Consider the following 25521-nt stretch of genomic DNA (forward strand, 5'->3'; position numbering starts at 1 on the left):
ACTTTTGGGTGGCCGTATACATATTGAACAATTAAAAACACTTTAATTAAACCCAGAAGTGGTTGCAGGCGTGGCAAAAGACATGAGAGTTGTTTATTCTCCATTACATGAGACAGGGAATAACTCAGTTCGTGCGGGGCTAGAGGCATTTGGCTTTGAGAATGTCACCGCTGTGAAGGAGCAGGAACATCCTGATGCTAACTTCTCTACCGTTAAATCTCCGAACCCTGAAGAACATGCGGCCTTTGAATTGGCTATTCAGTATGTAGAAAAGATCAATGCAGATATCCTCCTGGCTACGGATCCAGATGGGTGCCTTAATGCTGGAGTATTTGTTATCTCAAAAACAAGCAAAAGGATCGCTGCCTGAAAATTGTGTCATAATCAAAACGATTGTTACTTCGGAAATTGGTCGAGCTATTGCTGAGCATTACGGGATAAAATCAATCGATACCCTAACAGGATTTAAATTCGTTGGAGAAAAGATTAATGAGTTTGATCAAACAGGCGCTTCTACCTTATTATTTGGGAATGAAGAAAGCTATGGCTATTTAATTGGTGACTTTGTTCGGGACAAGGATGCGGTCCAATCAGCCATTTTAGCTGCCGAAGTTGCTGCCTTTTATAAGTCAAAAGGCATGACCATGTATGAAGGACTCTTAGCTATTTTTGAAAGGTACGGTTTCTATCTAGAATCTTTCCAATCGATTACCTTAAAAGGAAAAGATGGTGCAGAACAAATTGCTGGTTTAATGGATGCATTTAGAAGTGAACGATTAATGGAAGTGGCTGGAATTGAGGTAGCAGCTATTGAGTATTATTCAACGTCTTTAAGATTCATTAATGGAACAGAAAGCAAGATCGATTTGCCACAATCCAATGTCCTAAAGTATCATTTGGCGGATGGTTCATGGTTCTGTCTTCGTCCATCTGGAACAGAGCCAAAGGCGAAGTTTTATTTTGGGGTGAAGGGTGAAACTATGGAAGATAGCCAAGAGAAGTTATCAGCCATCCTAAATTCGGTAATGAATAGATTCGATGCGATTCTATCTTAGTTTATAACATGCACTCTTGCCCCCTTATGGGCAAGGGTGCGTTTTTTGTAGATATTAGTGAGTCCATGGGAACGGTTTTTGTGATCAGCACTAACCTCATTAAAAACCATGAGAACGTCCCTGTGGAGTTTCTTTTATAGTTATCAATATGTCAGGGACAAACAAGTGATAATCTTAAATTGTTTTAACAGAGTCGGGATAATATACACGTTCTCCACAATTAGCTTTTCTATTGCTTCGAAAAAAACCTTATTGTAATTTCATCAGTAAACATATCGCACATGTTGGTTGCTATGTTATTGAGTTACGTCGCCTTTTCGTCCAAATACGTATTATTCGATTATTAAATAATTAGGACTGGAAGAAAGACTTAGCGTTACTTGATTTGTATTCCACTTTACTGTTTGCGTTTCACCTAACATAGATACCAGTTCTCCTTTACTTGAAGGTAAAGATATTGTTAAGTAATGATTAGCTTCAATTGTCCAAAAAGCTAAAACTTTTTGTCCAGCTGTATTAGTGAACTTAAAAATATAGTCTTTTGGTTGTCCGAATTCTAATCTTTTATTGAAGTGATATCCGTTTAATGTGTGTGTAAGAGTTTTCAATGCTTGGTAAGCTGGTTTGGGATTATTATCCCCCCATAAAATTCCAAAATTATGTTCAGCATTATTAGGATCTTGTCCATCATTTTTCCAATCATACCAAATGCTAATCGGTATTCCTTTATATTCATTAATTAAAAACATTCTAACAAGATATTCGGCCTGTTTATTTTCGTTTAAGTCTTGACCTGACCATCCATGGGTAGTTGAGTAGCCCCATTCTCCTGAAACGATAGGCATATCCTTTTTTGTATATTTGCTAATCATTTTTCTTAATAATTGATAATCATTTACTACAGTTTCTGGTGGAGCACCACGATATGGGTGAACAGAAACAGCATCCACATCCTCCATAGCACCTCGTTTGAATACTTCCTCAAGCCAAACTATTGAATCACTATTCAAACCTGTAAGAGCTGGTGCAACAACCTGAGCACTAGGATCATTTCTTTTTATTATTTTTGAAGCACCTTTTACTAACTGAGAGTATGCCTCAACGTTAGGGTTTGGTTTCCAATAAAACCCATTAGGCTCATTCCAAATTTCCCACACAATACTATTCCCGCTGTATCTTTTAGTTACACTATCCACGTATTTATTAAATGCTTCTCGACCATCATTAGTTACAATAGATAGGTCTTTTTCGTACAAACTATTACTATAATCGAGTATATAGTAGGGGCGAATATTATTCTTGATTAATGAGTTAGTTAATTCGTCATATCCAGTTGTTATAAAATCATATTTCCCCTTTTCCCTCTCTATTCGCGACCATGTAAGATCTGTACGAACAACACGCAAACCTGCACTCTTGATTAATTCAATATCGGTTGGCTGGTTGCCTGTAAAGTGAATATTGACTCCAAATTGGTCATTATTAAATGTTTTAGTCATAGCTTTATCTTTACATCCTGTGAGTGCCAATAAACTAAAACTAAGAACAGATGTGAATAATATTGTTTTCTTTGCAATACGACTCAATTTCCCCAAAATCCCACACTACCTTATCATTAATATTATTGCTAAGGTCATGATACCTTATTTCACCTATATCTTCTATAACATATTTTTTGTTTAGCAACACTTATTTCCACAGATATTGATAAAATTCAAATAGTAATCTCCGTGCCTGTGCGTTGCGATCCCAGAAGTAGACAATATAAATTCGGATTTAGAGAAAGGAATCAGTAATAATCGCTCTGGTTCCTTTCTTCTTCTCATCTTTTCGCATGGTCTCAGAACCCTGGGAGCCTGTCAAGGAAAGCACTTGACAGACTCCCAGAATTCTGAGAATTGGTCTGTAAGAAGCGAAGGAGAAAGACTAGCCCTGTGGTCTGTCTCTTAACTGGCTGCTGCATATAGTTTAGGTGTTTTGTAATCTAAGACCCCTTGAATTCGGTGATGGTTATAATAGTTTATATACTCATGAATAATCTGTTTAGCTTCGTCTATAACCTTAACTGTTTTTAGTTCTTTGCGTTCTGCTTTTAGAAAGAGAAAAAGCTTTCTATACATGCATTATCGAGGGCATTTGCTTTTCTAGACATACTTGGAGTGATTTTATTTTCCCCTTCCCCCATTAACTCTTTCCATCTATTTGACCGGTAGGGCATTCCTTGGTCAGAATGAATAATCATCCCCTTCTTTTTATTTCTAGTTTCTAATGCAGAGACAAGCGTATCTTCTACTAGATTGACATCATGGGAGGACCATGGGAGGACCATGGGGACGGTTCTACCGGCTTTATCCTGATTTTTTTAAGCAGGGTATAAGCAAAAAATGAATGAAGTATTTTGAAAATTAGTGTATGATAGGTTTGATAGAAACAGTTTACTCCTTTCCTTCCGCTAAAGATCCCCTCGTGTGTTTACCCACCAATGGAAATATATTATCTATCTGTTTCATCCCATTTCAACCTTACTACCCTATCCAATCCTTTATTCAAATTTTTCACCACTTGACCCCATGATCCAACTACTCTTGAATACTTCACCATTGTGTACTAGTAACTATTCATAATCTCCATTTTGAGAAATAGAAAATATCCACTATATATTCGAGGAGGGAATTTAAACATGTCAGTAAAAGTTACAAGCATTGGACTAAAGGGCTTGGAGGGATATCGTGTCCAAGTGGAGGTTCAGGTGAAAGAGGGAATTGAATCCATTGTGATTGTCGGGCTCCCTGATGCGTCGGTAAAAGAATCAAAGGAACGGGTTGCAGCTGCACTGCATAGTATGGGGAATTCTTTAGTAGATATGAAAGTAACCATAAATCTATCGCCTGCCGAACAAAAGAAAAATGGTCCATTATTTGATCTAGCGATTGCTATTGGAGTATTGATAAGTGGGAAGTTTGTAAAGGAGAAAATTCCTAACGATACTGGTTTTATTGGAGCTATATCATTAGACGGAACAATACTTCCGGTGGAAGGAATGATTGCAGCTATCTTAGCAGCGAAAAAACTGAAGTTAAAAAAGCTTTTTCTCCCCTTTGACCCTACCATTCCTAAAATTGAATTGACTGATTTAGAGCTAGTTTACATAGAGACGCTTCAAGATGTCATGGACCATTTAGCAGGCAGGCCGATGTTTCCTCTTCTTCAACCAATTGAACTGCTGGAAGATCACATGGTGGTAGAAAGGGATTTTAACCAAATTATAGGTCATGAATTTGCAAAAAGAGCACTAGAAATTGCTGCAAGTGGTGAACACTATGTTTTGATGGACGGCCCACCCGGATGTGGTAAGAGTTTACTAGCTGAAACCTTCCCCTCGATCCTCTCTTCCTTATCCAAAGGAGCTCAGTTGGAGAAAATAAGTCTCTACCAACTAGCCGGTGCTCCCTATCATTCCCTTTCCCTACCTTCATATCGTCATCCACATCATTCTGCCTCATCTGTTTCGATTATCGGTGGTGGTACCAATCCGAAACCTGGTGAAGTGTCGTTAGCCCATCGGGGTGTTCTTTTCTTAGATGAATTAGGGGAATTTTCAAAGAAAACATTAGATATGCTAAGACAGCCATTAGAAAATGAGAAGGTAACGATCAGCCGTGTCCATTCTACTGTGACGTATCCCGCAAAGTTTATTTTTATCGCTGCCATGAACCCCTGTCATTGCGGTTATTTTGGTTCCAGTCAGCAATATTGCACCTGTTCTGAAAATCAAATTAAATCGTATCAAAATCGCGTCTCAGGCCCTATCTTAGATAGAATTGATATTCTGCTATCTTTAAAGCCAGTTAATCTGAAGGATCACGATTTCAAAGGAATTGAATCATCAGATGAAGTACAAAAGCGGGTTATCGCTGCTAGAGAAACACAATATAAACGGTACGGTAAAGAGATTTGTAATGGAAGTGTCCCATTTGAAAAGCTGATTGGTGAATCACCTTTAACAAGCAGACAGCAGCAATTACTACAAAGTATGTCAATCAAGCAAGGACTTAGTAACCGTGTGCAAATAAAGATTATCCGCTTGGCAAGAACGATTGCTGACTTAAATGGAGAAAAATCAATATCGGATGAGGCTCTTAGTGAGGCAATACAATTAAGGAAAATAGATAAGCCAAAAGGAATGGCGCCTTGTGAAACAATGGCAGGGGAGAAGAGTGAATGGAACTATCAGTGAGCAGAGAAAAAGAAAATCTAATATTGGTGCTTGCTTGCTCTTTTAGGGGAGTAAAGCAAAAGAATATGCCGATGTTTTCCAGTGGTGATTAAGATGCCTCGAAGAGCCAGAGTGAAAAGCGGGAGTGGAATCTACCATATTATGCTGAGAGGTGCCAATAGACAGGAAATCTTCCATGATGATGAGGATTGCCTGAGCTTTATTGAGATTTTACAAAAATATAAGCTGAAAACTAAGGTGAAGATTTACGGTTGGTGTTTGATGAGTAATCATGTACACCTGCTGGTAAGAGAGGGCAATGAAGATATTTCGATTACCATGAAGCGAATAGGTGTTAGTTTTGTCTTGTACTATAACTGGAAGTACGAAACATCAGGACATCTTTTTCAGGACAGGTTCAAGAGTGAGAATGTAGAAAATGATCAGTACTTATTAACCGTTGTAAGATACATCCATCAAAATCCACTTAAAGCAGGAATCGTCAAACGGATGGATGAATGGCGGTGGAGCAGCTGCCGGCCATATTACGGTATCAACGATGAGCCAAGGAAACTGCTGGACCATGAATTTATTTTGGGAATGTTTTCAGAGGATATCACTCTGGCTAGAGAGAAATTTAAAGAATTTAATGAAAGGGTCAATCAGGACCAATGTCTTGCTGACCACGTGAATGAAAGAAGATTTACAGATGAGGAAGCAAGGGAAGTGATTAAAAAGGTACTGAACGGAATTGAAATCGCCCAATTAAAGAGTTTGCCTAGACTTAAAAGAAATGAGATTCTGCGAAAAACAAAAGGAATCAAAGGGCTGTCACAACGCCAGACAGCAAGAATTTTAGGTGTTTCACGGACACTGATATCTAAAGCGTGAAGGGAATGGTTCTTGTGGTTGGAACTAACCTCATTTAAAACCCATAAGGAAACCAATAGAACCGTCCCTGTGGCGTTGGAACCACATTTGGACGTTATGGAAATCCAGGAACCAAAATGCCTTATAGAAAAATCACAAGCGATGATGTTTGGGTAGATGATCCAACTTCAAAACTTTACAACACTTGGCAATCAAGAAGTAAAACACAAGGTCAATGGAAGAGTGCTGAAAACATGAACATCGCAGCTTATACCTACGGTTTCGTTATTAACTACAATACACAACGAACTCCGAATAAAGGTAGTGCGATTTTCTTCCACATTGGAAGTGGCTATACGCTGGGATGTACTTCCACTTCTCAAACGAATGTTGTCAACATCCTGAAATGGTTGGATCCTAAAATGAATCCAGTCATCATTCAAACTTCGATTCAGGAGCTAAACAAATACTAATTTTCCACGGAGAAACAAAAAGCCAACAGATTTATTTTTCTGTTGGTTTTTTTTTTTTGCAAAATAATGATTACCCAGGCGGCCAAAGAAGAGAAAGGGACACATTTATGAATTGTGGCATTAGCCCACAACATAAGGAAAGATGCATATTAGCATGACATAGGAGGCAGTTAGCCGTTAAATTCAACTAAAGATGTAAATCCCAGTGCCTGTCACGCCCCTAACTTTGTCGAAGATTGATAGGCTTTTAGATGGATTATGGAAGAATTTCTTGAAATTCTACGAGAAGTTCTGAAGGGGATTGCGCGGGAAGTATGTGCATATTTTTTTCGGAAGAATGTTCTAGAAAACGAGAAAACCACCCTACGCCGTCGCAAGCAAAAGGGGGTTCTGATAATAATTAACCTAGACAACAACCACCCTGCGGTAGGGGCTGCAGAAGAAGAGTGCTAGCAACACTTCTCTCTTTTATATTATATCTCCATTATACATAAAAATATTCCTGTTGAGAAGGTAATATCCCCTGCCCCGCACCAGATATAATAATGAATTTGTATAGTGGGTGGCATACATCTAAATCCTGTTGAGGCAAAGATGGTCAGGTTGCCTGAGTATTATCCTTGGAGCAGCTATTATTTATATAGATATCCAAACACGTTACCGCCATGCTTTATGAATATGAACTGCCTATTAGACTATTACGAAGGATCAGAAGAACAGAGGCGGGAGAAGTACTGCAAAAGTTTGAGATAACTTCCGATGCCTATCATCGCCCGATATTGAGTGAAGGTCAGTGTGCCGTTATTTTATTCATCTAGTAATGTGATGTAGTGCTTGGAACCATACCATTTGGCTTTATTCCCAAACCAATCATAAAAATGCTCAATATCGTCTTTCCTTCGAATAATCATTTACTTTACTCCCGGATCCATTCATGAATATTTCTTTAACTATTATTATCCCGGGAACTCTTCCATCAATTCATATAAATCATTGACGGCTAGATTCACACTCTCTTCTTTATTTTCATGAAATCCAGATCCTGATAATTCATCGTGGTGAAGATAGGAATTTCTAGCGAAGCTTTTATAACCTTCAGGCACCGTAAATATCTCGACAATAATCGTGAAACTGTTGTCTATGTACATTTTTCTAATCTCTAGTTCCTCACCGTATGTTTCTGATACAATCCTCATACAATTAACCTCCTGTCTAGAAAGTAAAGGGATTCATAGCTTCATATATTTAAAAAGTATGTTTTCATATAATAGTATACGCCTAAAAATAGGAAAAGTAAGAGCAGATTTAACTCTTACTTTTCTAAGGTATTAGCTAAATGAGATAGATCCTTTTTTATTTTTCAGGCTCTTCTTCAAATATACTTTCAAAATCAATGTTTTCTTCAATTTCTCCTACAAGGTCTTTGGTCCTGAGCCCTAGACCCTTAGCGAGTTTAAAAGTAGTCATTAAGGATGGGCCTTTTTTATCCGTTTCAAGATCACTCATAAATGATCGATCTAGTTTGCAGCGATGAGCCAATTCTTCTTGAGACATACCAGTAGCAAGCCGCAACTGTTTCAGTACTTCACCTATGTAAATGGCCTTTTCTTTTTTCAAGGAAATTCTCCTTTTTAAGACCATTACATAACTTGGCACAGTATAGCTCCACGGGCTGTAGCCTACAAAGCACACCGAATTGGAAAAATAATTGAAATTTGTACAGTTTAACAGCTAATCTCACTAAAATAGACACATAAAATGGGTACTAAAAGTCTTGATTCTCCAATCAGGTATTTGAAATCCCTGGCTTTTATTTAATGATTAGTCTTAGTCTTCATTATCAGAATCATCCTTTGACCCCTTGTTCTCAGTATGTTGTTCTACTTCTATTAACATTTCAGAAGCTTTCATTTCCAAACCGATAGCAAGAGCCATGATTGTGTCCAGGCTAGGTTTTTTAATATTTCTTTCCATTAAACTGATATAGGAGGGATGTCGACAGCAGCGGTAGGCCAACGCTTCTTGGGAAAGCTGCTGCGCATTCCTTAATTTTTTTAATACGATTCCGAAGTAAGAAGTTGAATTATCCAAAGAAATACCCCTTTTTCAATGATATAGTCCAGATCTAAACATTATTTATGGTCATCATCTAGGTTACTAAAATTGTATTTTCCTGTGTTCTCCTTGGTTAACTTATGCCCTTTTGGGGGTTCGAGGTAAAAAGTGAGCGGACCTGGATGGTTTCCTCTTTTCATAGATATCTGCATCAATTGATTGGCTTTGTGAATCCTATTATTAAAGAAAGTTAATCTTGAATCAACGATAATGGAATGACCGTTACTTAATTCCACTTCCGTCTTATGTCCCATCGCTTTTGTTCTCACAATATGTTCAGGGCTAAACCAAATACAATCCCCTTTATGAGGTGATTTGTTCGGAAACAGGCAAATACCCAAGTAAGGGTTGACGATGATTGGACACCTCGCCCGTTCACCAAGGATGAGTTTGGCACTGGCCATCGCTCCTCTTAAATCGTATCCTATGTAATTTAATGTATCGTCTAATAGTTGTAGCGGTGTTCGATCAACCAGAAAAGACGAACCTCCTGCCATGACTCGTGCACACAGTTTGCCATAACAATCATATTCTCCCATCAGTAAGATCATTTTTTTTTCAATAAAATAGCTTTTTTGAATAATAATGGTCTTCCTCTCCTTTAAATCATTTGATTTGAAAAAAGGCATACCTACTACTATAACTGTTATGTACTGCCCGTTGGAAAGGAAGGTTGTGCGTTCATTATCTGTATGGATCGTCTCTGACTACTTTGGCAGCTTGCGGGTAGATTTCTCACTTAGCAGGTATTATTGTTTAACCTATTTGCTCAGTCGAGATAATTTAGAAAATATGTTAATCCTTGCCTCTCGTATTAATTAAATAGTAATTAGGACTTTATTACCACGGACTATGGTATGTGGATTCGCCATAATTCGCCTTATTTCGTGACAATCCAGTGACAGATTAAAGTGCTAGTCGTGGCCAGAAATGTGAAAAGTCTTAGGGGTGTATGTAGTAAAGTGAAACCAAAAAACATGATCTCTTCACCAAAACCGTTGTTACTAAACTGTTAATGATTCAGATTGGAACCCAGACAAAATACAATTTCCTCATCATTCACATCAAACTTCTCTTCGAGTGCTTCATGATAAAGTATGAAAAACTTATGATCTAAGATTCCATAAAAATAGCCGAAGGGGTTCTTGATGTTGCTGTTGAACTTCAGCTTCCTGATGAGCTGCTTAAAGGATTGGAGGGCGACATCTAGGATTAGTTCGGGATCATTTTCCCAATGGTGCTGATAGGCGGTGATTTTCACCATTTTCCAATACTCTTCGATTGTCTTTGATTCAGGAAAGAAGCATTTTACCAGTTGAACAAAAGGCTGTGGAACTCGGTCGCTCACATAGGTATGATCTAATTCGGACGGTTCTTCTTTACGTTCTTTTATCTTTTGATCTTTTTCAGTTTTTAAAAGATTATTAGTTTCTTTAGGGTGGTTCAAGATTTCCTCTTTAGGTAGTTCATTTGAAGGAAAGCGATTAAACGAATACAAGTTACTAGACTGTGAACCATTTTTTCTTTCTGTTTCATAAACCGAGAGGATTCCCAAGTCCTTTGCTTTTTGAATCATCCGTTTAAAAGTAGAGCGTGAGATTCCATGATCGCTGTATTCTTGATGAATCACTTTTAAAATGGTCCCTATTTTCGCATTGCAGACGCCAGGTATTTTGGCAGAAAAACGAACCAGCCGCTTCAATCCAATCAGTGCCCCTTTTGAAAAATCATGCTTATGTACCGCTAACCACATCTCGATATGGGTATTCAATTCCTTTAGCGAACTAAATTGTGAAAACTGCTCAAATCCTTCGATATTGCCAGATTTTAAACCTACCATTTCAAACACCCTTCCACCGCATTGATTTCTGCTTCCAATCGTCAAGTTAACGATTCAAGCACCTCAACGATATCGGGTTTGGCTGCGTAAATCGAACGACCAAAATTCACTTTTGGAGCCGATTTTGTAACGAAACGCATCAAAAAGGGGGTCAAAAGTGAATTTTGAAGCCGTTTTTTGCAATTTCATCTAGTTTTCATATCATTTGCATCTTTAACCCCTGAAGGGGTGTTAGTACCTGATTTTGATAACAAATCTATATTTATTCTGTAACTAGGTTTACTAGGGGACACTCAGTAAAAGGTCACATATTTGACTGGGGAGAAATCCTAATTCAGCTGCCCATTTGGGTTCCCTTTTTCAAAAAGGCATGGTTGGAGACAGCGATCGACATTCTATTCACGCATTTGAAGCGATAAGTCCAGGTGTGACGGGTGCTGAGGCGAGTTTTAACCAATCGTTTGTGTAAAAGGAGAAAAACAAGGTATTTGCCAAAGAATGCAGTATTTAGTCGAAAAAGATTATTATTGCTAATCTGGAGGAATAAACTATTAAAATCTGGTCGATCACCGACAATTATTTTACCTGAATCAAGAGCGAAAGCTTTAAACAACGGGATTTATCCTATTTTTACACAATCGTTTGATTAACATGCCAACTTGGAAGAGCCCGTCGATGATTGTAGAAAGCCATTTTTATTGGCTAGCTTTGTAGAATTTGAGAAGAAAGCAGAGCTTTTCCTCGACAAGAAATTCTCTTGAATCGAGGCTAAAGTTCTTTTTTCCAAAGAGTTTGTGGCACTTTCAATCAAACGTTTAATTAGGAAGAATTCTATCGTCATTTGTCGAATATGTAGAGTGCTGATTGGTGGAAAATGGTAGAATGAAAGTGTTAGCTGAAATGAAAACGACCATGTTTGATGTATTTGCTAGTATTGGGGGGATTTAATTGAGTAAGAAGAGAACAAAGAAACAACAGAGAGATTTAGAAAATGGTATATACTTATTCCTTTTATTGGTTGCCGGGGTTTCCTATTACTTTACCCAAAAACTTTATCTAACGCTAATGAATGTAGGAGTGGTCGTGATATTTATCATTGGTGTAGTTGTATATAAAGTTAAAAGGGAAAAAGGGCGGTTAAGGAATTCTGGAATTGAGGATATTGATGCAATGGATGGCATTCAGTTCGAGCATTATCTAAAGGAACTTTATTTATCTAGAGGATATGCTGCAGAAGTAACGAGCGCCAGTGGTGATTATGGTGCAGATCTATTGCTTAAGAAGGATGGAAAAAAGATTGTTGTTCAAGCAAAGAGGTATGCAAAGGATGTAGGTATAAAAGCAGTTCAAGAGGTTATGGGAGCAAAATCGTATTATCAGGCAGAGGAAGCTTGGGTCGTTTCGAATAGTTATTTTACAAAAGCAGCAAGTGAACTAGCAAGTAAAGGCCAAGTGTTGCTGGTGGATAGAGATGAGTTAATTGATTATATCCTGTTATTAAATCTAGGAAGTACAAAGCCGGTTCCGTCAAAAAGGATACATTCCGATTCTAGCAGTGCTAATGACACATGTAGTAAATGTGGCAGTCTTATGGTTTTAAGGACAGGGAAAAGAGGGGAATTTCTAGGGTGCAGTAGTTTTCCAAAGTGCCGAAATACGAAGAATTTATAAATTTAATTAGTCTAACCTAAGAGAAGTGAAGGTAAAGATTAGAAAATTAATAAACGAGCTTAGGTAGTTACTATGTGTTTATGGGAAGACATTTAGAAGTTAATAGGTGAACCTTAAAAGTGTCTAATCACACATTACATATAATGGTATAATATAGTTTCGTTTTTCTTTTCAATTAGTTATCAAAAAGCAGCGTAAAACCCCTAGCTTTAGTTATGGGGATATAAGCTGTATTTTTGTTCGTTTTTTTTGGATAATGCAGTAATTTTACTATACATTCTTTGAAATTCTTTGGTATAATGATAATATAAATAGAACACTTGTTCCTTCAGGAGGGGGGAATGAAATGTATCGATCCTATAAAATACAAATTCAGCCGGAACATGAATTGTTCGACTACTGTGACTCACTCTGTTTTAAAGCGAAAAACTTGTACAATATCACCAACTACTATATTAGACAGGTTTACACTGCTTTAAAAAAAGAAACAAGAAATGAAAATCAACTTCAAGTTCTAACAGAAATTCAAGACCACTTACCTCAAATGAATAAAATTCGTCTAAAAAGTTTTGAGAGAGCCAAATCTAAGCCTAAAAAAGTCGATAAAAATGGCCATATTTTGGAGCCAAAACCAAATCTATTTAAAATGCCCCATCCAAAGAATGCATTCCTTCCCTATACCTTTGTAGAAGCACTGTTTAAAGTGATGAAACAAACCGATTACCTTTCTATGCCCTCTCAGTCCAATCAACAAACAATAAAAAAGGTATATGATGATTGGAAAAGTTTCTTCGAAGCCTCTAAGAAATATAAAACCATGCCTACTAGCTTTTCCGGAAAGCCAAAGATTCCAAAATACAAACCGAAAAATGGACGTACGACCTGTTATTTAACCAATCAAATTACCAAAATTAAAAATGGAAATATGCTTTCATTACCAGGAACTCCTCTTACATTAAAACTGGGAAAAATCGCACATATAGATGGTAAACTACAACAAGTGCGGATTGTCCCGTCCTATGGGCGGTATGTAATGGAAGTCGACATTTAATTAAGGGTGACAGTCTTTCATTTGCTATTGTGCTAAAGTATTATTGTGTTAAAATTCTGAAAAATTAGTTGACAGATAAGGTTACGTTACATAGAATAATTATCATAGCAATAGGATTATAGAATATGAATAAAGGGATGATTACCCATGAGGCTGCGAAAAAAAATAGTTCAATATTCAAAAATGGTTATAAAAGAGGCTGGACTCCAATTCTAATAGGAATCGGAATCCAGCCTCTTTCTTTATTATACTAAAGTGCTAGAGGAGGAACGTTAATGATAACATTAACAGGTCAAAGTTTAACATTAAAACAAATGAAGGAAATTTTATTCGGAAATCAGAAGGTAAGCGCTTCAGAAATGAGTATGGAGGCTGCTAGAAAGAGTCGGGAAGCAGTAGAAAGAATAGTTTCAGAATCAAAAGTAGTCTATGGGATTACAACAGGGTTTGGAAAATTTAGTGACGTCCTTATTAATAAAGATCATGTTCAAGATCTTCAGCTTAATTTAATTCGTTCACATGCTTGCGGCGTAGGTGAGCCGTTCCCAGAGGTTGTTGCAAAAGCAATGGTTCTTCTTCGCGCTAACGCACTTTTAAAGGGCTATTCTGGAATTAGGCCGCTTGTTATTGAAAGGTTATTAGATTTAGTAAACAAGGATATTATCCCTGTGATTCCGCAGCAAGGTTCCCTTGGAGCAAGCGGAGATTTGGCACCGCTTTCACACCTGGCGTTAGTGCTAATCGGGGAAGGAGAAGTATTTTATAAAGGAAATCGAATGGATTCACTTGAAGCCTTACAGCAAGAAGGAATCTTCCCAGTAACACTTGAGGCAAAAGAAGGCCTTGCTCTTATCAATGGAACCCAAGCAATGACAGCAATGGGAGTTGTCGGTTATCTAGAAGCAGAACAACTCGCATACCAAAGTGAGTTAATTTCCTCTATGACCATTGAAGGATTACATGGGATTATTGATGCCTTTGCTGAAGAGGTTCATATCGCACGGGGTTATCAACAGCAAATTGATACCGCTGCACGAATCCGAGGTTACCTAAGCGATAGTTTATTGACGACGACACAGGGGGAATTGAGAGTACAGGATGCTTATTCCCTTCGCTGTATCCCGCAAGTTCATGGTGCCACGTGGCAAGCACTTGATTATGTAAAAGAAAAATTAGAAATTGAGATGAATGCAGCAACAGATAATCCACTAATTTTTGATGATGGTGAAAAGGTCATTTCCGGTGGTAACTTCCATGGACAGCCAATTGCTTTTGCAATGGATTTTATGAAAATTGCTGTTGCGGAAATGGCAAATATATCAGAAAGACGAATTGAACGATTAATCAACCCTCAGTTAAATGATTTACCGCCTTTTTTAAGCCCCGAACCGGGACTACAATCTGGTGCCATGATCATGCAATATGTTGCCGCATCTCTTGCATCAGAGAACAAAACGCTGGCACATCCAGCAAGTGTAGATTCGATTCCTTCATCGGCGAATCAAGAGGATCATGTAAGCATGGGAACGATCGGTTCAAGGCATGCTTATCACATTATTCAGAATACTAGAAGAGTCCTAGCAATTGAGTTCATTTGTGCGATGCAGGCGGTTGAATACCGTGGAGTTGAAAAAATGGCAAGCCAAACAAAACGGCTTTATGAGAAAGGAAGAGAAATTGTTCCTTCGATTAAAAAAGACCGTATATTCTCAAAAGATATTGAAAAATCTGCTGAAGGTCTGAAAACAATGAATCTGTCAAAATTACTTCAGCAAGTGGACAAAGTAAACAAATAAGAAGAGGACCTACTAACAAACGTAATTGAAAATGAAATTCATATTTTAAGACACCTTTTTGATTCCTGCTAATCTTCTAGTAATTTTCTCTATGCCCTTAATGAATTGATCGATTAAAAAAAAGAATTATTAACGCAATCAACAAATGCTAGATTAAGGAGTTACTATAACTATAATAAGAGGTGTTATATGCAAAATACTGCACTTAAATCCCAAGAAACAGTACACGAACACGGGTATGGAGGACATTTAGAAAGAAAGCTTAAAACACGGCATCTTTCCATGATTGCTATCGGAGGAACAATTGGAACAGGGTTATTTTTAGCCAGTGGAACCACGATTCATGATGCTGGTCCTGGTGGAGCTTTAGCTGCCTATATAATTGCAGGAATAATGGTATATTTTATCATGGGCAGCTTAGGAGAAATGGCATCTTTTATTCCGATTTCAGGTTCTTTTAGTACGTATACCTCAAGGTTTGTCGACCCTGCACTGGGTTTTGCTGTTGGTTGGAACTATTGGTACAATAATGCGATTATTTTTGCTTTGGAATTATCAGCATCGGCATTGATCATGAAATATTGGTTTCCCGATGCCCCAGGTATTATTTGGAGCGCAAGTTTCCTTATACTTATTTTTGGCCTAAACGTTTTATCCGTTAAGGGTTACGGTGAATCAGAATTTTGGTTTTCAATGATTAAAGTTGCAACCATTTTAATCTTTATTGTTGTTGGATTATTAATGATCTTTGGAATATTGAAGGGGCATGCTGGCGGTTTTGAAAATTTCACAAAAGGAGAAGCACCATTTAAAGGCGGCTTGTTATCCATATTTAGTGTATTTATGGTAGTAGGATTTGCCTTTCAAGGCACGGAGCTTGTCGGAATTACAGCCGGTGAAAGTGAAAATCCTGAGAAAAATTTACCTAAGGCAGTGAAACAGATCTTCTGGAGAATTTTATTGTTTTATGTTTTAGCGATTTTTATTATTGGATGTATAATTAGCTATAACGACCCAAAATTATTAAGCGCAGATTTAGATAATATTGCAGTGAGCCCGTTTACTTTAGTATTTGAAAATGCAGGTCTTGCCTTTGCGGCGGCTGCCATGAATGCAGTAATTCTTACTTCAGTTCTGTCAGCAGGAAATTCCACTTTATACGCCGCTTCGCGCGTCCTTTGGGTATTAGCGGAAGAAGGAAAAGCTCCGTCATTCTTGAAAAAAGTAAATAAAGGCGGTGTTCCGATTTACGCATTATACATGTCAACCCTTGTTGGGATGCTGTGCTTCCTTACCTCCCTTTTTGGTGATGGAACTGTTTATTCTTGGTTATTAAACGCTGCTGGCTTAGCTGGTTATATCTCTTGGTTAAGTATTTCGGTTACACATTATCGATTCCGTAAAGCTTATGTTGCACAAGGAAAAGATTTCAAAGACCTGCCCTATAAAGCAAAGTGGTTCCCATTAGGTCCAATTTTGGCGACAGTATTATGTTTAATCGCAATGCTTGGAACAAATTATGTGGCATTTATCGGCCCTAAGGTTGACTGGTATGGTATATTGGTTTCTTATATTGGACTACCTCTATTCCTAATGGGTTATTTAGGCTATAAAATTGTTAACAAAACAAAAATGGTTCCATTAAAAGAGGCGGATTTCCGCAGAGATTAAGTATTTATTATTCATCTCATAGCATTCTTTTCATTTGTTTTAAAATTTTCAAAGTAGTAACTTGAAGACCCCTATTATTTCAATATTTTGATGTATGGGAGGAATGGTGTAATAACGCTCTCAAAGCCTTGATATATATGGGTATTGAATAAGAGAGTAAATTTCTAACATTTTGAATTTCCGAGGATTTTAACGGAAGCTTCTCATAAGTTGAGTAAACTTTTGGGGCTTCTTTTTTATTTCTTGCGTTAGTTTTTAGTCGAAATGAAAAAATAGGTTTCTTCTTTTTTAGAAATAAGGTTGAAAACGAGGGCTTTCAGCTCCTAATAAAAAGCGGATTAGACACATGTAAATGTGGGTTCTAATTCGCTTTTTTTGGGTGGGCTGAATCCCCCACTTGTAGAAAGGAAGGTTAACTGGAGATTTTTAAGAAATTATAGGCCCTGAAATGGTGCTGTCACATCAGAATAATCTGTTTGAAATAATTCCAACCTCTTTTTGTTCTATAATATGTATGATTGCAAGTATAGAATTTTGGATGTCCTTTACTAAGGAATATTCAATAGAAAGGGGAATGTTCAAATGGATTTTTGCACAAATTGTGGTGAAAAATATATGAATCTAGTAGATTTCTGTACAAACTGTGGTTCGAGGGTTGCACAAGATAATAAGAACATGCCCTCAACCTTAAAAACGCGCATGGAAATAAAGAAAAATCGTTCGAAAACGAGATTAATAGTAGGACTCGGATCGATTATCGGTTTGCTGCTCGTCATAAGCTTTACCTTAATGGTTAAAGATTTTTATAAGCCTGGACCTAAATCGAATGTAGCAGCCACCAAAACGATTAATCAATCAAAAGATAAAGCTGTAGAAAATAAAGATCAATCTAGTCATGATCACTATTCAACAAAAGAAAAAAGTCATGAAAGTTCAAATCTTTCCTCTTCAGATCATATTTTGCCTGCTAGTGATAAGAGGGTGGTGAGTGAAGAAGACATTGCTAATCTTACAAAAGGGCAGCTGCGTTTAGCCAGAAATGAAATCTATGCACGTCATGGGTATGGCTTTAAATCACAGGATCTGCAAACATATTTTTCAAGTAAGTCATGGTATCATCCAGACCCTTCCTTTGATGGCTCTTTAAATGAAGTAGAAAAAGAAAATGTAGACTTCATAAAGGTGAGAGAGGACAGTCTTTAGTGAGTTTCTTTTTTTAGGAAGACCCAAGTGATTAATCTTCACTTGGGTCGTGATTTAAGTCGTATTAGCGATTTGCTTCATATGTAGGAATATCCAATTTGATTGTGTAAGAATCCAATAAGGTATATAAATTATAAATTTATGAGTTAAATAAAAAAGCCGGTCAGTGACCGGTGTAATCTATAAAACATTATAGGGTAACCTTCACCTCAGTACCGTCTTTAGCTTTGACATCTACCAGCACGATCCCTTTATGATTTTTCAGTTCCTTTACGATTGGCTTTAGCGTTTCTTTGTCTATCAGTGGAATGGTAAAGTCCAGTTTTTTTTTTTCGAAGTGCTCTTTTGTCCATTTGTTTGCATGGTGATGAAGCAATTTTGAAGACAAAATTGATATACCCATGTTTAAAATGGCATATGGAATGGGGATGGTGAGCCGAACGTCTTTTGCTTTCACTTTTAAATGCAGCATAAGCAACTCACTATTCAATGATGACAGAAACGGTATCTCCGTTTGCCGATTTAACATCAACAATTTGGCCATCCAATTCGTTTTCCATTGCTTCAATAATCAGGTTTATGTCTAGATCCTTTACATATTTTTCTGATTGAGGAATACTCGCTGCGATGCTGTGTCCAGCCTTTAATACTACCTGGATAAGTTTTATGGGCAAATTGACCGTGACGTTATCATTTTCAGCTGATACCACACGAATTTTTAATGTTTTATCTAAATATTTAGTCGGTTTTTCTACTAGCTTACTTCCTGCTTCTTCTTTCTCTTTTAATACTTGGATAAGTTCTGATCCCTTATCTGCATCAATTTTTCCTTCTTGGACCATTGTTAATACTTTTGCAATTTCTTCTCTCATGGTAAATTCCTCCCTATTCGTCTTTTAAGAGCTTAATGGCTTCTTCAGGAGTGATTTCGCCATTTTCCAACATGGCGACAACCTTTTTCTCGTCTACTTCATTTTTCTTCTTCTGCCCATATCCAAGGGATGAAATGATGTCCGTTAGCTTGCCTCGAACCGTTGGATACGAAATCCCCATTTCCTTTTCAACTTCTTTGATATTCCCTCTGCATGTTAAAAATACTTCCACAAAATGAAGCTGATCCTTTGATAATGACGCCAGCTTGGATAATTCAAATTCATTTTCAATCGTCGTGTGACAATGAGAGCAATGCAACTTCGTAATCTTCAATGTTTTGCTGCAGACGGGACAATTTGTAATTACTTGATAGGCCATAATGAATTCCTTTCTTTTATTTGATTATATATCAAGAAATTTATATAGTAAATAAGGAAACTTAATATAATTAACAAAAACATTAAAATAATTAATCAGTAAATCAATATTATTAATTCGGCGTTTTTATTCAACTAATTTTGTGATTTTTAATTTTATCAAATAGTGGCGTAAAACCCCTTTCTTCAGGAACTACCTAAAATAGAAGATACAAAGTATCGCCGAGTCCTTTTAGCTCCCATTGTCTCGCACAATGAGGCTAAAAGGGCAGTGGCGTAGTGCCTATGATTGGGCTGCGGTATGTGGTTTTTACTACATGTCGTAATGAACTGGAGAAGTAGTAAGACCTTGAAGCTCCGGCCGAAAGGCGGCTTTGATGAAGGTTTAAAAAAGAATCCCCTGGATTTATCCATGGGGCGAAGTCAAGGAAAGTTACTTTGCCTCTGATTGTACGGACGCTGGGATTACCCCTTAATTTGGGGAATAGCTGGAGAGTGCTGATATTCAGTAATCGGGCCAGATTGTTTAGGAACGATTATAGGTCCCGAATAGAGCTTTATATATGGTAATTAGAAAATGCAATTAGCTTGACTTAAAATAAATAAGTAGATATAGTGGATTCGTAATATCTCTAATTGGGGTGAACTATAAAGATGAAATATTCAAAAGCGACGAATTATGCACTTCATACGATGTTATTTCTAGCAGTTGCTACTCCTGAGAGACATGTAGGTGTGCATCAACTTGCTGAACGTCAAGAGGTTTCTACTACGTATTTGTCCAAAATATTGACTAAGCTTGTTAAGGCTGGAATGGTAGAATCAATTTCTGGTGCTAATGGTGGGTATAAGTTAAGACCTAATTGGGAGAGTATATCTTTTTTAGATATTATTCAGGCAATTGAAGGTCCAACATCATTATTTGACTATTGTTTAGGTCATAATCCTGAGTGTTTGATACAACAGGTCATGATCTCTGCAGAAGAAAAGATGTTGAATGAATTAAAACACCAAAAAATAGTTGATATAGCAAAACAAATGGCAGTGGCTCCATAAGTCACGCTTTTTACTCCCATTATAGATATTAAAGAGTTATAAAGTCGTTAATTAGTCGATAATAATTAAAAAGTAAAGGGTGAAGAGATATGAATATTTATGATTGTATTATTGTTGGAGCAGGACCAGCTGGATTAAGCTCAAGTTTAACTTTAGGAAGAGCTAGAAGGAAAATTGCTGTATTTGACAATGGAACAAATAGGAATAGAGTTACACATGAGTCACATGGATTTATTACTCGAGATGGTATTAAACCACAAGAGTTTAAAGAAATCGGATTAAATGAGATGAAAAAATATCCATCTGTATCCTACTTTAATACAACGGTTACTGAAATAATCAAAGATTTTGCTAATGAACTATTTATCGCCAAAACCACGGATGGTCGGGAATTTGTTACAGAAAAGATTATATTAGCCACTGGTATTCAAGAGGTTTTTTCTATCGAAGATGTAAGAAATTTTTACGGAAAAAGCCTTTTTAGCTGCCCTTATTGTGATGGTTGGGAGCTAAGGGATAAGCCATTAATTGTTATGGCAGAAAAAGAAGAGCATGTAGTGCATATGACAAAATTAATTTATAACTGGTCGAAGGATTTAGTTGTCATAACAAATGGAGTTGAACTATCTAAAGAAGGAGTTCAAGAGTTACACAAACGTAGTATCAAAATAAAATCGGAGCCGATAAAAAACTTAATAGGTGATGACGGTTATCTACAAAAAATTGAATTTATATCAGGAGAAACGATCATAAGATCAGGTGGGTTTGTTGTTCCATCTTTTTATCGCCCCAATCAATTTGCTGAAAAGCTTGGGTGTGAAGTACAAGAAAATGGAACAGTTGTAACAGATGGTGTTGGTAGAACAACACAAAAAAATATATATATTGCTGGAGAAACTGAAAAATCCGGACCTTCCTCATTAATTATCTCTGCTGCCGATGGTAATAAAGCTGCAGTTTCCGTAAATACTGATTTAACTATGGAACGTTTTTGATTATGGTAATAATAATAGCCTTTTCTTATTCGGACAACGAGTTTGAGAGTTAAAAAAAGTACGAGCTAGCTTCTACAGCCTTTGATCTTCAACAATCGGGCGCTATCCTGGAACAAGGATAAGCGCTCATTTTTCATTTTAGGGCCAGATTCTTGAGTAACGGATTGTGCAAATGATGGAAATTTGAAATAATTGTTATTAAAGGATAGGACAATCGAAGGAAAATAGTAAAAGAAGGTACTTTTAGGGGGCTTTTTATGGAACTAATTACGGGTAAGCTGATTATCATATCTTTACTTTTATTGATAATAACAATGGTTGAGACTTTAGCCTATTCAACTAGGATTTCTGGTGCAAGGGTAAAATTAATTGCAACCGCAGTTTCTTTATTTAGTACACTTGTCATTGTGTCAAGGCTTTCAACAATGATTCAACAACCTCTCACAGCAAAACTTATTGCAAAGTCGCCGGATTTAAATTATTTAGAAGGGCAGTATAGGATTTTAATCGGGGTAACATCTATTGGAGTATTATCTGGAATACTTTTATTTCCAACATTCATCAATGTCTTTTCTCGTGCAATTGTTCAATTATCAAACCAACATGGTTCTATAATGGCATTATTTTTTAAATACTTTAATCGAAATGGTATGATAAGGTTTTTTTCGTGTATTAGATTACCAAGATTTACGTACTTAAATTGAAAAAATCAGGTTCGAAAGACTGATTTCCCTTAATATGCTATCTGATATAAGATGTGGTTTATTCAAGAATAGGGCGCTTTAATGGAGTAACGAAAAGGGGCCCAATTTCTCTATTATAATATAGAGGAATTGGGCTTATTAATATTCGATTTTCCTTAACGTTGTAAATCCGCATTTTCCTGACACTACCCCTGGAAGTAAAAATGGAGTAAGTAGATATTTGTCAAAACACAAAAGGGGAGCACATCTTCACGCATATGGTTCATTAAAAACAACAATATGCTTTTGAATATTGTTACAACGAAATACGATTAGCCTTACTTCTGTAGGAAGTAAGGCTAATCGTCTATGATTTTAGGTTAATTGAAACCTGTCTTTTTTACAGTGGTTGTACATATAATGCAATAAAAAATGATTAAAGGTGGTTTTTTGTGGGGACCAATTTAGGAATAATTATGAGTGCATTATGTACTGCGGTTGGAGCGGGGCCTGCTTTGTTATTAAACAATGTATCGCACCGCGTTAAGGATAATTTATTGGCATATAGTGCAGGGATTATGGTTGCAGCGTCTACCTATGCATTAATTCCTTCTACCTTAAAGCTTTCAAACATGTTCGTATTAACTTTAGGGATTTTACTCGGGACAGCTATGCTTACCATATTAGAAATTATCTTACCACATGAAGAAGTTGACCATTCAACCCATGGTTCTGGACAAGCAAGGCCACTTCTATTAATAGCTGCTATGGCTATACATAATATACCAGAGGGACTGTCAGTAGGAGTCAGCTATGCTAGTAAATATGAGGGTTTAGGATCCCTTGTTTCCTTTTCAATTGGACTTCAAAATATACCGGAAGGATTTCTTGTATGCTTATTTTTAGTTTCTAATCGTATTCCTAAAGTACAAGCTTTTTTATATACTGCTTTTACAGGAGCTATTGAGTTTGTATCAGCTTTTCTTGGAATCCATTTAACTGACCAATTCCTTAATATCGTACCATATGGACTAGCAGCATTTGCAGCCGGAGCCATGCTTTTTGTTGTGTATAAAGAGTTAATTCCTGAAAGCCATGGAGATGGAAACGAACGATCGGCAACCTTTTCTTTTGTCATTGGACTATTAACGATGATTTTTATTATTGAGTTGTCAATCTAAATATAGGGAAAAGACGGGCAATTAATGGAATTATGTAAGTTTAATAGAAATCTATCAATTTTTGTGGAAAGTTGGGTTATTTCCTGCGGAATTTACTTCTGGTTCTCAACAAATTTCATTCTTGCTTCGAAGGGGAAGTACTTATAAATCAGTACTTGTAGCCTTTTTAACTAAACGATTGAATAGTATAGCCTAAATAGAATTTAATCGAACGGCGTCGATTAATGACAAAAGTGGTTTGGACTGTTCTTTCTCCAATTTTAAGACCATTTTTCAACAATTTATTTATGCCTTGGAGAAGGCTGATTCATATTTATCAAGGAATGCATCCATTCTAATCAAACGTTTAATTGAAAGGAAAACTTGAGGGAAATGGTCGAAGTTTGTAATTTCATCGATTGGTGCTGGAGTGAACTTCTTCTCCTACAAACCAATAGTACTGGATAAATTAACAACAGAAAATCCCTAAATATGTTATTCTTGGGATAAACAAGGTAAATCCAGGAAAGTGTGCCTGGATAGTCCCTGTGGAGTTTCAAGCAAAATAAGAAATATAAGGATTCCTTGTACTCACTAAAAAAAGCAATATTTTATGAACGCAAAAGGAGTTTTTGGTGCAAAGTTTTGTTTTCGGGTTTTATATTGTTAGCCAAAGGGGAAAATAGTAAAGATAACTTGGAAAGGGAGGAATGAAAAATGGATGTTCCATTCACATCAAAGGAAGTCATTACTCAGATCCAGAAGTTACAGAACCAAGGTAATTCTCTACGTAAAAAAGAGGTAAAACAACTTTATCCTGATTTAATGCGGAGTGCTTTGTATTACTACCCAAGTTGGCAACATGCAATAGAAGGAAGTAAAGTAGGCTAGAATATTTAATTTACATCAAGATTAGAATAATATGAACTCTGTTAACAAAAAAGGTTTCGCTCCGCGTGAAGCCTTTTTGTTATGCTTAAAGTTCCTTTAGAGCAATACAAAAATGCGTAATGGTGCTAGTGTTCTAGAAGTAACAAAGCGGCTTGTTGAAGCTGGAAAAATCATGGGAATTGAAGTCCTTGACCATATTATTGTTAGCTCCCTTTCCCCCTTTCTTTTTCATAATCAAGAAATGTTTATTAAGTGCAATAAAAATATTGATCAGTATTAATATCTATTTTTAAATTAGAGGTACCACCATAAAACCAACGCAAATATAATAAATGAAAAATAATAGTTTATTTTTCCAGTAATAAGGAAATAATTGGTCATATTTATATATTCTTTAATTGACGCAATTGATTTGAGTTGGAATTAATAGGAGTGGTACCAATGAGGAAAATAAATAAATTAGCAGACTTATGTTGGGAGGGATTAACTTTAAAACACGTTTCTCACAAAGAGATTGTTATTCCTTATGTACTCTTTTTTATTATTACATTAATTTTTGAGCTGTTTTTATCTTTTTTGTTTATCTTATCTTTTTTTCTATTCAGTAAATATGGATATAAACCTAATATTCAATACTATATGAGCGCTGTAATTTTGATTTTAATGTTAATCATTACAGTTCAATTGCTAATTACAACAATGAAGGTAGATAAAACCTATACGAAATGATGGTACTTTAGATTGTTCGAAAAATGATTTATGACTAACGTATGGATTTATTCAAACAAATGGTGTCGTTTCGCAAACAAATAGCTCGGTTTCGCAAACAAATCGTATAGTTTCGCAAACAAAATCCTAACTTGCGCAAAGAAACTCCCTCTTTTTCGAATATGCGGGAGCTGAGGGGCTTAAAGCTGTGGATATTAGTCCAACTAAGTAACTTATCAGCGAATAATTGAAGTATTTTGGAACTTACGACATAAAACCGGACACTTATTACATAATTTACGAAACTTACGACATAAAATCGGACACTTATTACATAATTTACAAAACTTACGACACTTGCTGGGTTATAATTGGAAATTCGTTGTATCTTTTCTCATTAAGCGGATTGGAACCCCTGACCAAATACAATTTTCTCCTTTTGATAACCACCTATATTTATTCTGTAACTAGGTTTACTAGAGGACACTCAGTAAAAGGCCACATATTTGACTGGGGAGAAATTCTAATTCAGCTGCCCACCTGTTCCTTTTTAAAAAAGGCATGGTTGGAGACAGCTATCGACAGTCTTTTCACGCATTTGAAGTGATAAGTCCAGTCATGACGGGTGCTGAGGCGAGTTTTAACCAATCGTTTGTGTAAAAGGAGAAAAACAAGGTATTTGCCAAAGAATGCAGTATTTAGACGAAAATGATCATTATTGCTAATCTGGAGGAATAATCTATTAAAATCTAGTCGATCACCGACAATTATTTTACCTTAATCCAGAGGGAAAGCTTTAAACAACGGGATTTATCCT

27 protein-coding genes and 1 pseudogene are annotated in these 25521 nt (G+C 36.5%); 17 read left to right on the plus strand and 11 right to left on the minus strand.

Annotated features, from left to right (window positions below; translation table 11 throughout):
• The first annotated feature begins 70 nt into the window (after nucleotides 1-70).
• Together J7E63_RS30460 and J7E63_RS05280 are read left to right on the plus strand one after the other, a co-directional pair.
• Nucleotides 71-370, plus strand: coding sequence for a hypothetical protein (locus J7E63_RS30460; RefSeq protein WP_374193697.1), 300 nt, complete (start codon nucleotides 71-73; stop codon nucleotides 368-370).
• Nucleotides 321-1055 (plus strand): phosphohexomutase domain-containing protein, encoded by a 735-nt coding sequence (locus J7E63_RS05280; RefSeq protein ID WP_374193698.1) that lies wholly within the window; start codon nucleotides 321-323, stop codon nucleotides 1053-1055. Before J7E63_RS30460 ends, J7E63_RS05280 begins: the two co-directional genes overlap by 50 nt.
• A 332-nt stretch (nucleotides 1056-1387) precedes the next feature.
• Here the strand turns inward: J7E63_RS05280 and J7E63_RS05285 are convergent, their stop codons facing one another.
• From J7E63_RS05285 to J7E63_RS05295, 3 genes are all read right to left on the minus strand, one after another.
• Entirely contained in the window at nucleotides 1388-2650 is a 1263-nt protein-coding gene (locus J7E63_RS05285; protein WP_215010551.1) for a family 1 glycosylhydrolase, read from the minus strand.
• A gap of 351 nt (nucleotides 2651-3001) precedes the next feature.
• Entirely contained in the window at nucleotides 3002-3175 is a 174-nt protein-coding gene (locus J7E63_RS30465) for an IS3 family transposase (protein WP_215010552.1), read from the minus strand.
• The gene (locus J7E63_RS05295) at nucleotides 3148-3384 is read right to left on the minus strand and encodes a DDE-type integrase/transposase/recombinase (RefSeq protein ID WP_215010553.1); all 237 of its coding nucleotides are present in this window, start codon (nucleotides 3382-3384) and stop codon (nucleotides 3148-3150) included. Before J7E63_RS05295 ends, J7E63_RS30465 begins: the two co-directional genes overlap by 28 nt.
• A gap of 351 nt (nucleotides 3385-3735) precedes the next feature.
• On the opposite strand from J7E63_RS05295, the gene J7E63_RS05300 reads away from it, so the two are divergent.
• The 3 genes and pseudogenes from J7E63_RS05300 to J7E63_RS05310 form a co-directional block, all read left to right on the plus strand.
• Nucleotides 3736-5292 carry a YifB family Mg chelatase-like AAA ATPase gene (locus J7E63_RS05300; RefSeq protein WP_215010554.1) on the plus strand — a complete coding sequence of 519 codons (1557 nt, stop codon included), beginning with the start codon at nucleotides 3736-3738 and terminating at the stop codon, nucleotides 5290-5292.
• Nucleotides 5293-5385: 93 nt separating this feature from the next.
• Nucleotides 5386-6162, plus strand: coding sequence for an REP-associated tyrosine transposase (locus tag J7E63_RS05305; protein ID WP_215010555.1), 777 nt, complete (start codon nucleotides 5386-5388; stop codon nucleotides 6160-6162).
• A 74-nt stretch (nucleotides 6163-6236) separates the two neighbouring features.
• A pseudogene (locus J7E63_RS05310) lies at nucleotides 6237-6614 on the plus strand (SH3 domain-containing protein); the annotation flags it as partial.
• A gap of 956 nt (nucleotides 6615-7570) precedes the next feature.
• Here the strand turns inward: J7E63_RS05310 and J7E63_RS05315 are convergent.
• From J7E63_RS05315 to J7E63_RS05335, 5 genes are all read right to left on the minus strand, one after another.
• Complete coding sequence (locus tag J7E63_RS05315; RefSeq protein ID WP_215010556.1) at nucleotides 7571-7810, minus strand: hypothetical protein; 240 nt, start codon at nucleotides 7808-7810, stop codon at nucleotides 7571-7573.
• A 157-nt stretch (nucleotides 7811-7967) separates the two neighbouring features.
• Complete coding sequence (locus tag J7E63_RS05320) at nucleotides 7968-8231, minus strand: helix-turn-helix domain-containing protein (protein WP_215010557.1); 264 nt, start codon at nucleotides 8229-8231, stop codon at nucleotides 7968-7970.
• 210 nt (nucleotides 8232-8441) lie between these two features.
• Nucleotides 8442-8705, minus strand: a complete 264-nt coding sequence (locus J7E63_RS05325; protein WP_215010558.1) for a helix-turn-helix domain-containing protein — start codon at nucleotides 8703-8705, stop codon at nucleotides 8442-8444.
• A 41-nt stretch (nucleotides 8706-8746) separates the two neighbouring features.
• Complete coding sequence (locus tag J7E63_RS05330; protein ID WP_215010559.1) at nucleotides 8747-9358, minus strand: competence protein ComK; 612 nt, start codon at nucleotides 9356-9358, stop codon at nucleotides 8747-8749.
• 383 nt (nucleotides 9359-9741) lie between these two features.
• The gene (locus tag J7E63_RS05335; RefSeq protein ID WP_215010560.1) at nucleotides 9742-10569 is read right to left on the minus strand and encodes a hypothetical protein; all 828 of its coding nucleotides are present in this window, start codon (nucleotides 10567-10569) and stop codon (nucleotides 9742-9744) included.
• Between the two features lie 948 nt (nucleotides 10570-11517).
• On the opposite strand from J7E63_RS05335, the gene J7E63_RS05340 reads away from it, so the two are divergent.
• The 5 genes from J7E63_RS05340 (at nucleotide 11518) to J7E63_RS05360 (ending at nucleotide 17961) form a co-directional block, all read left to right on the plus strand.
• Entirely contained in the window at nucleotides 11518-12240 is a 723-nt protein-coding gene (locus tag J7E63_RS05340; RefSeq protein ID WP_251033381.1) for a restriction endonuclease, read from the plus strand.
• A gap of 346 nt (nucleotides 12241-12586) precedes the next feature.
• Nucleotides 12587-13291, plus strand: coding sequence for a hypothetical protein (locus J7E63_RS05345; protein WP_215010561.1), 705 nt, complete (start codon nucleotides 12587-12589; stop codon nucleotides 13289-13291).
• 275 nt (nucleotides 13292-13566) lie between these two features.
• On the plus strand, nucleotides 13567-15087 hold the full coding sequence (gene hutH / locus J7E63_RS05350; RefSeq protein ID WP_215010562.1) for a histidine ammonia-lyase: 1521 nt from the start codon (nucleotides 13567-13569) through the stop codon (nucleotides 15085-15087).
• Between the two features lie 189 nt (nucleotides 15088-15276).
• Nucleotides 15277-16758 (plus strand): amino acid permease, encoded by a 1482-nt coding sequence (locus J7E63_RS05355; protein ID WP_215010563.1) that lies wholly within the window; start codon nucleotides 15277-15279, stop codon nucleotides 16756-16758.
• A 582-nt stretch (nucleotides 16759-17340) separates the two neighbouring features.
• Nucleotides 17341-17961 carry a YARHG domain-containing protein gene (locus J7E63_RS05360; protein WP_215010564.1) on the plus strand — a complete coding sequence of 207 codons (621 nt, stop codon included), beginning with the start codon at nucleotides 17341-17343 and terminating at the stop codon, nucleotides 17959-17961.
• 190 nt (nucleotides 17962-18151) lie between these two features.
• Here the strand turns inward: J7E63_RS05360 and J7E63_RS05365 are convergent, their stop codons facing one another.
• Genes J7E63_RS05365 through J7E63_RS05375 form a run of 3 tightly spaced genes read right to left on the minus strand, consistent with a single transcriptional unit; the run spans nucleotide 18152 to nucleotide 19212 of the window.
• Nucleotides 18152-18433, minus strand: coding sequence for a hypothetical protein (locus J7E63_RS05365; protein WP_215010565.1), 282 nt, complete (start codon nucleotides 18431-18433; stop codon nucleotides 18152-18154).
• A 10-nt stretch (nucleotides 18434-18443) separates the two neighbouring features.
• Nucleotides 18444-18833 carry an SHOCT-like domain-containing protein gene (locus J7E63_RS05370; RefSeq protein ID WP_214733045.1) on the minus strand — a complete coding sequence of 130 codons (390 nt, stop codon included), beginning with the start codon at nucleotides 18831-18833 and terminating at the stop codon, nucleotides 18444-18446.
• Nucleotides 18834-18846: 13 nt separating this feature from the next.
• Nucleotides 18847-19212, minus strand: coding sequence for a DUF2089 domain-containing protein (locus J7E63_RS05375; RefSeq protein ID WP_168241107.1), 366 nt, complete (start codon nucleotides 19210-19212; stop codon nucleotides 18847-18849).
• A gap of 653 nt (nucleotides 19213-19865) precedes the next feature.
• Here J7E63_RS05375 and J7E63_RS05380 point away from each other — a divergent pair.
• The 7 genes from J7E63_RS05380 to J7E63_RS05410 all read left to right on the plus strand — a co-directional run bounded on the left by J7E63_RS05380 (nucleotide 19866) and on the right by J7E63_RS05410 (nucleotide 24725).
• Nucleotides 19866-20267, plus strand: coding sequence for an Rrf2 family transcriptional regulator (locus J7E63_RS05380; protein ID WP_215010566.1), 402 nt, complete (start codon nucleotides 19866-19868; stop codon nucleotides 20265-20267).
• 89 nt (nucleotides 20268-20356) lie between these two features.
• Nucleotides 20357-21262, plus strand: a complete 906-nt coding sequence (locus J7E63_RS05385) for an NAD(P)/FAD-dependent oxidoreductase (RefSeq protein WP_215010567.1) — start codon at nucleotides 20357-20359, stop codon at nucleotides 21260-21262.
• 257 nt (nucleotides 21263-21519) lie between these two features.
• On the plus strand, nucleotides 21520-21966 hold the full coding sequence (locus tag J7E63_RS05390) for a lipid II flippase family protein (protein WP_251033382.1): 447 nt from the start codon (nucleotides 21520-21522) through the stop codon (nucleotides 21964-21966).
• Nucleotides 21967-22421: 455 nt separating this feature from the next.
• Nucleotides 22422-23126 (plus strand): ZIP family metal transporter, encoded by a 705-nt coding sequence (locus J7E63_RS05395; protein WP_215010596.1) that lies wholly within the window; start codon nucleotides 22422-22424, stop codon nucleotides 23124-23126.
• Between the two features lie 696 nt (nucleotides 23127-23822).
• Nucleotides 23823-23996 carry a hypothetical protein gene (locus J7E63_RS05400; protein WP_215010568.1) on the plus strand — a complete coding sequence of 58 codons (174 nt, stop codon included), beginning with the start codon at nucleotides 23823-23825 and terminating at the stop codon, nucleotides 23994-23996.
• A 112-nt stretch (nucleotides 23997-24108) separates the two neighbouring features.
• Nucleotides 24109-24276, plus strand: coding sequence for a JAB domain-containing protein (locus tag J7E63_RS05405; RefSeq protein WP_251033383.1), 168 nt, complete (start codon nucleotides 24109-24111; stop codon nucleotides 24274-24276).
• A 161-nt stretch (nucleotides 24277-24437) separates the two neighbouring features.
• Entirely contained in the window at nucleotides 24438-24725 is a 288-nt protein-coding gene (locus tag J7E63_RS05410) for a hypothetical protein (RefSeq protein WP_215010569.1), read from the plus strand.
• Nucleotides 24726-25521 lie beyond the last annotated feature (796 nt).

It is taken from the genome of Bacillus sp. ISL-75 (assembly GCF_018613095.1).

What these genes read in the sequence shown, in the direction of transcription:
- J7E63_RS05345 (WP_215010561.1), top strand. Translation starts at nt 12,587, where the DNA reads ATGTATCGATCCTATAAAATACAAATTCAGCCGGAACATGAATTGTTC.
- J7E63_RS05375 (WP_168241107.1), bottom strand. Translation starts at nt 19,212, where the DNA reads ATGGCCTATCAAGTAATTACAAATTGTCCCGTCTGCAGCAAAACATTG.
- J7E63_RS05360 (WP_215010564.1), top strand. Translation starts at nt 17,341, where the DNA reads ATGGATTTTTGCACAAATTGTGGTGAAAAATATATGAATCTAGTAGAT.
- J7E63_RS05330 (WP_215010559.1), bottom strand. Translation starts at nt 9,358, where the DNA reads ATGCCTTTTTTCAAATCAAATGATTTAAAGGAGAGGAAGACCATTATT.
- J7E63_RS05400 (WP_215010568.1), top strand. Translation starts at nt 23,823, where the DNA reads ATGGATGTTCCATTCACATCAAAGGAAGTCATTACTCAGATCCAGAAG.
- J7E63_RS05365 (WP_215010565.1), bottom strand. Translation starts at nt 18,433, where the DNA reads ATGCTGCATTTAAAAGTGAAAGCAAAAGACGTTCGGCTCACCATCCCC.
- J7E63_RS05405 (WP_251033383.1), top strand. Translation starts at nt 24,109, where the DNA reads ATGCGTAATGGTGCTAGTGTTCTAGAAGTAACAAAGCGGCTTGTTGAA.
- J7E63_RS05300 (WP_215010554.1), top strand. Translation starts at nt 3,736, where the DNA reads ATGTCAGTAAAAGTTACAAGCATTGGACTAAAGGGCTTGGAGGGATAT.
- hutH (WP_215010562.1), top strand. Translation starts at nt 13,567, where the DNA reads ATGATAACATTAACAGGTCAAAGTTTAACATTAAAACAAATGAAGGAA.
- J7E63_RS05335 (WP_215010560.1), bottom strand. Translation starts at nt 10,569, where the DNA reads ATGGTAGGTTTAAAATCTGGCAATATCGAAGGATTTGAGCAGTTTTCA.
- J7E63_RS05385 (WP_215010567.1), top strand. Translation starts at nt 20,357, where the DNA reads ATGAATATTTATGATTGTATTATTGTTGGAGCAGGACCAGCTGGATTA.
- J7E63_RS05355 (WP_215010563.1), top strand. Translation starts at nt 15,277, where the DNA reads ATGCAAAATACTGCACTTAAATCCCAAGAAACAGTACACGAACACGGG.
- J7E63_RS05380 (WP_215010566.1), top strand. Translation starts at nt 19,866, where the DNA reads ATGAAATATTCAAAAGCGACGAATTATGCACTTCATACGATGTTATTT.
- J7E63_RS30465 (WP_215010552.1), bottom strand. Translation starts at nt 3,175, where the DNA reads ATGTATAGAAAGCTTTTTCTCTTTCTAAAAGCAGAACGCAAAGAACTA.
- J7E63_RS05370 (WP_214733045.1), bottom strand. Translation starts at nt 18,833, where the DNA reads ATGAGAGAAGAAATTGCAAAAGTATTAACAATGGTCCAAGAAGGAAAA.
- J7E63_RS05305 (WP_215010555.1), top strand. Translation starts at nt 5,386, where the DNA reads ATGCCTCGAAGAGCCAGAGTGAAAAGCGGGAGTGGAATCTACCATATT.
- J7E63_RS05390 (WP_251033382.1), top strand. Translation starts at nt 21,520, where the DNA reads ATGGAACTAATTACGGGTAAGCTGATTATCATATCTTTACTTTTATTG.
- J7E63_RS05280 (WP_374193698.1), top strand. Translation starts at nt 321, where the DNA reads ATGCTGGAGTATTTGTTATCTCAAAAACAAGCAAAAGGATCGCTGCCT.
- J7E63_RS05295 (WP_215010553.1), bottom strand. Translation starts at nt 3,384, where the DNA reads ATGGTCCTCCCATGGTCCTCCCATGATGTCAATCTAGTAGAAGATACG.
- J7E63_RS05315 (WP_215010556.1), bottom strand. Translation starts at nt 7,810, where the DNA reads ATGAGGATTGTATCAGAAACATACGGTGAGGAACTAGAGATTAGAAAA.
- J7E63_RS05410 (WP_215010569.1), top strand. Translation starts at nt 24,438, where the DNA reads ATGAGGAAAATAAATAAATTAGCAGACTTATGTTGGGAGGGATTAACT.
- J7E63_RS05395 (WP_215010596.1), top strand. Translation starts at nt 22,422, where the DNA reads ATGAGTGCATTATGTACTGCGGTTGGAGCGGGGCCTGCTTTGTTATTA.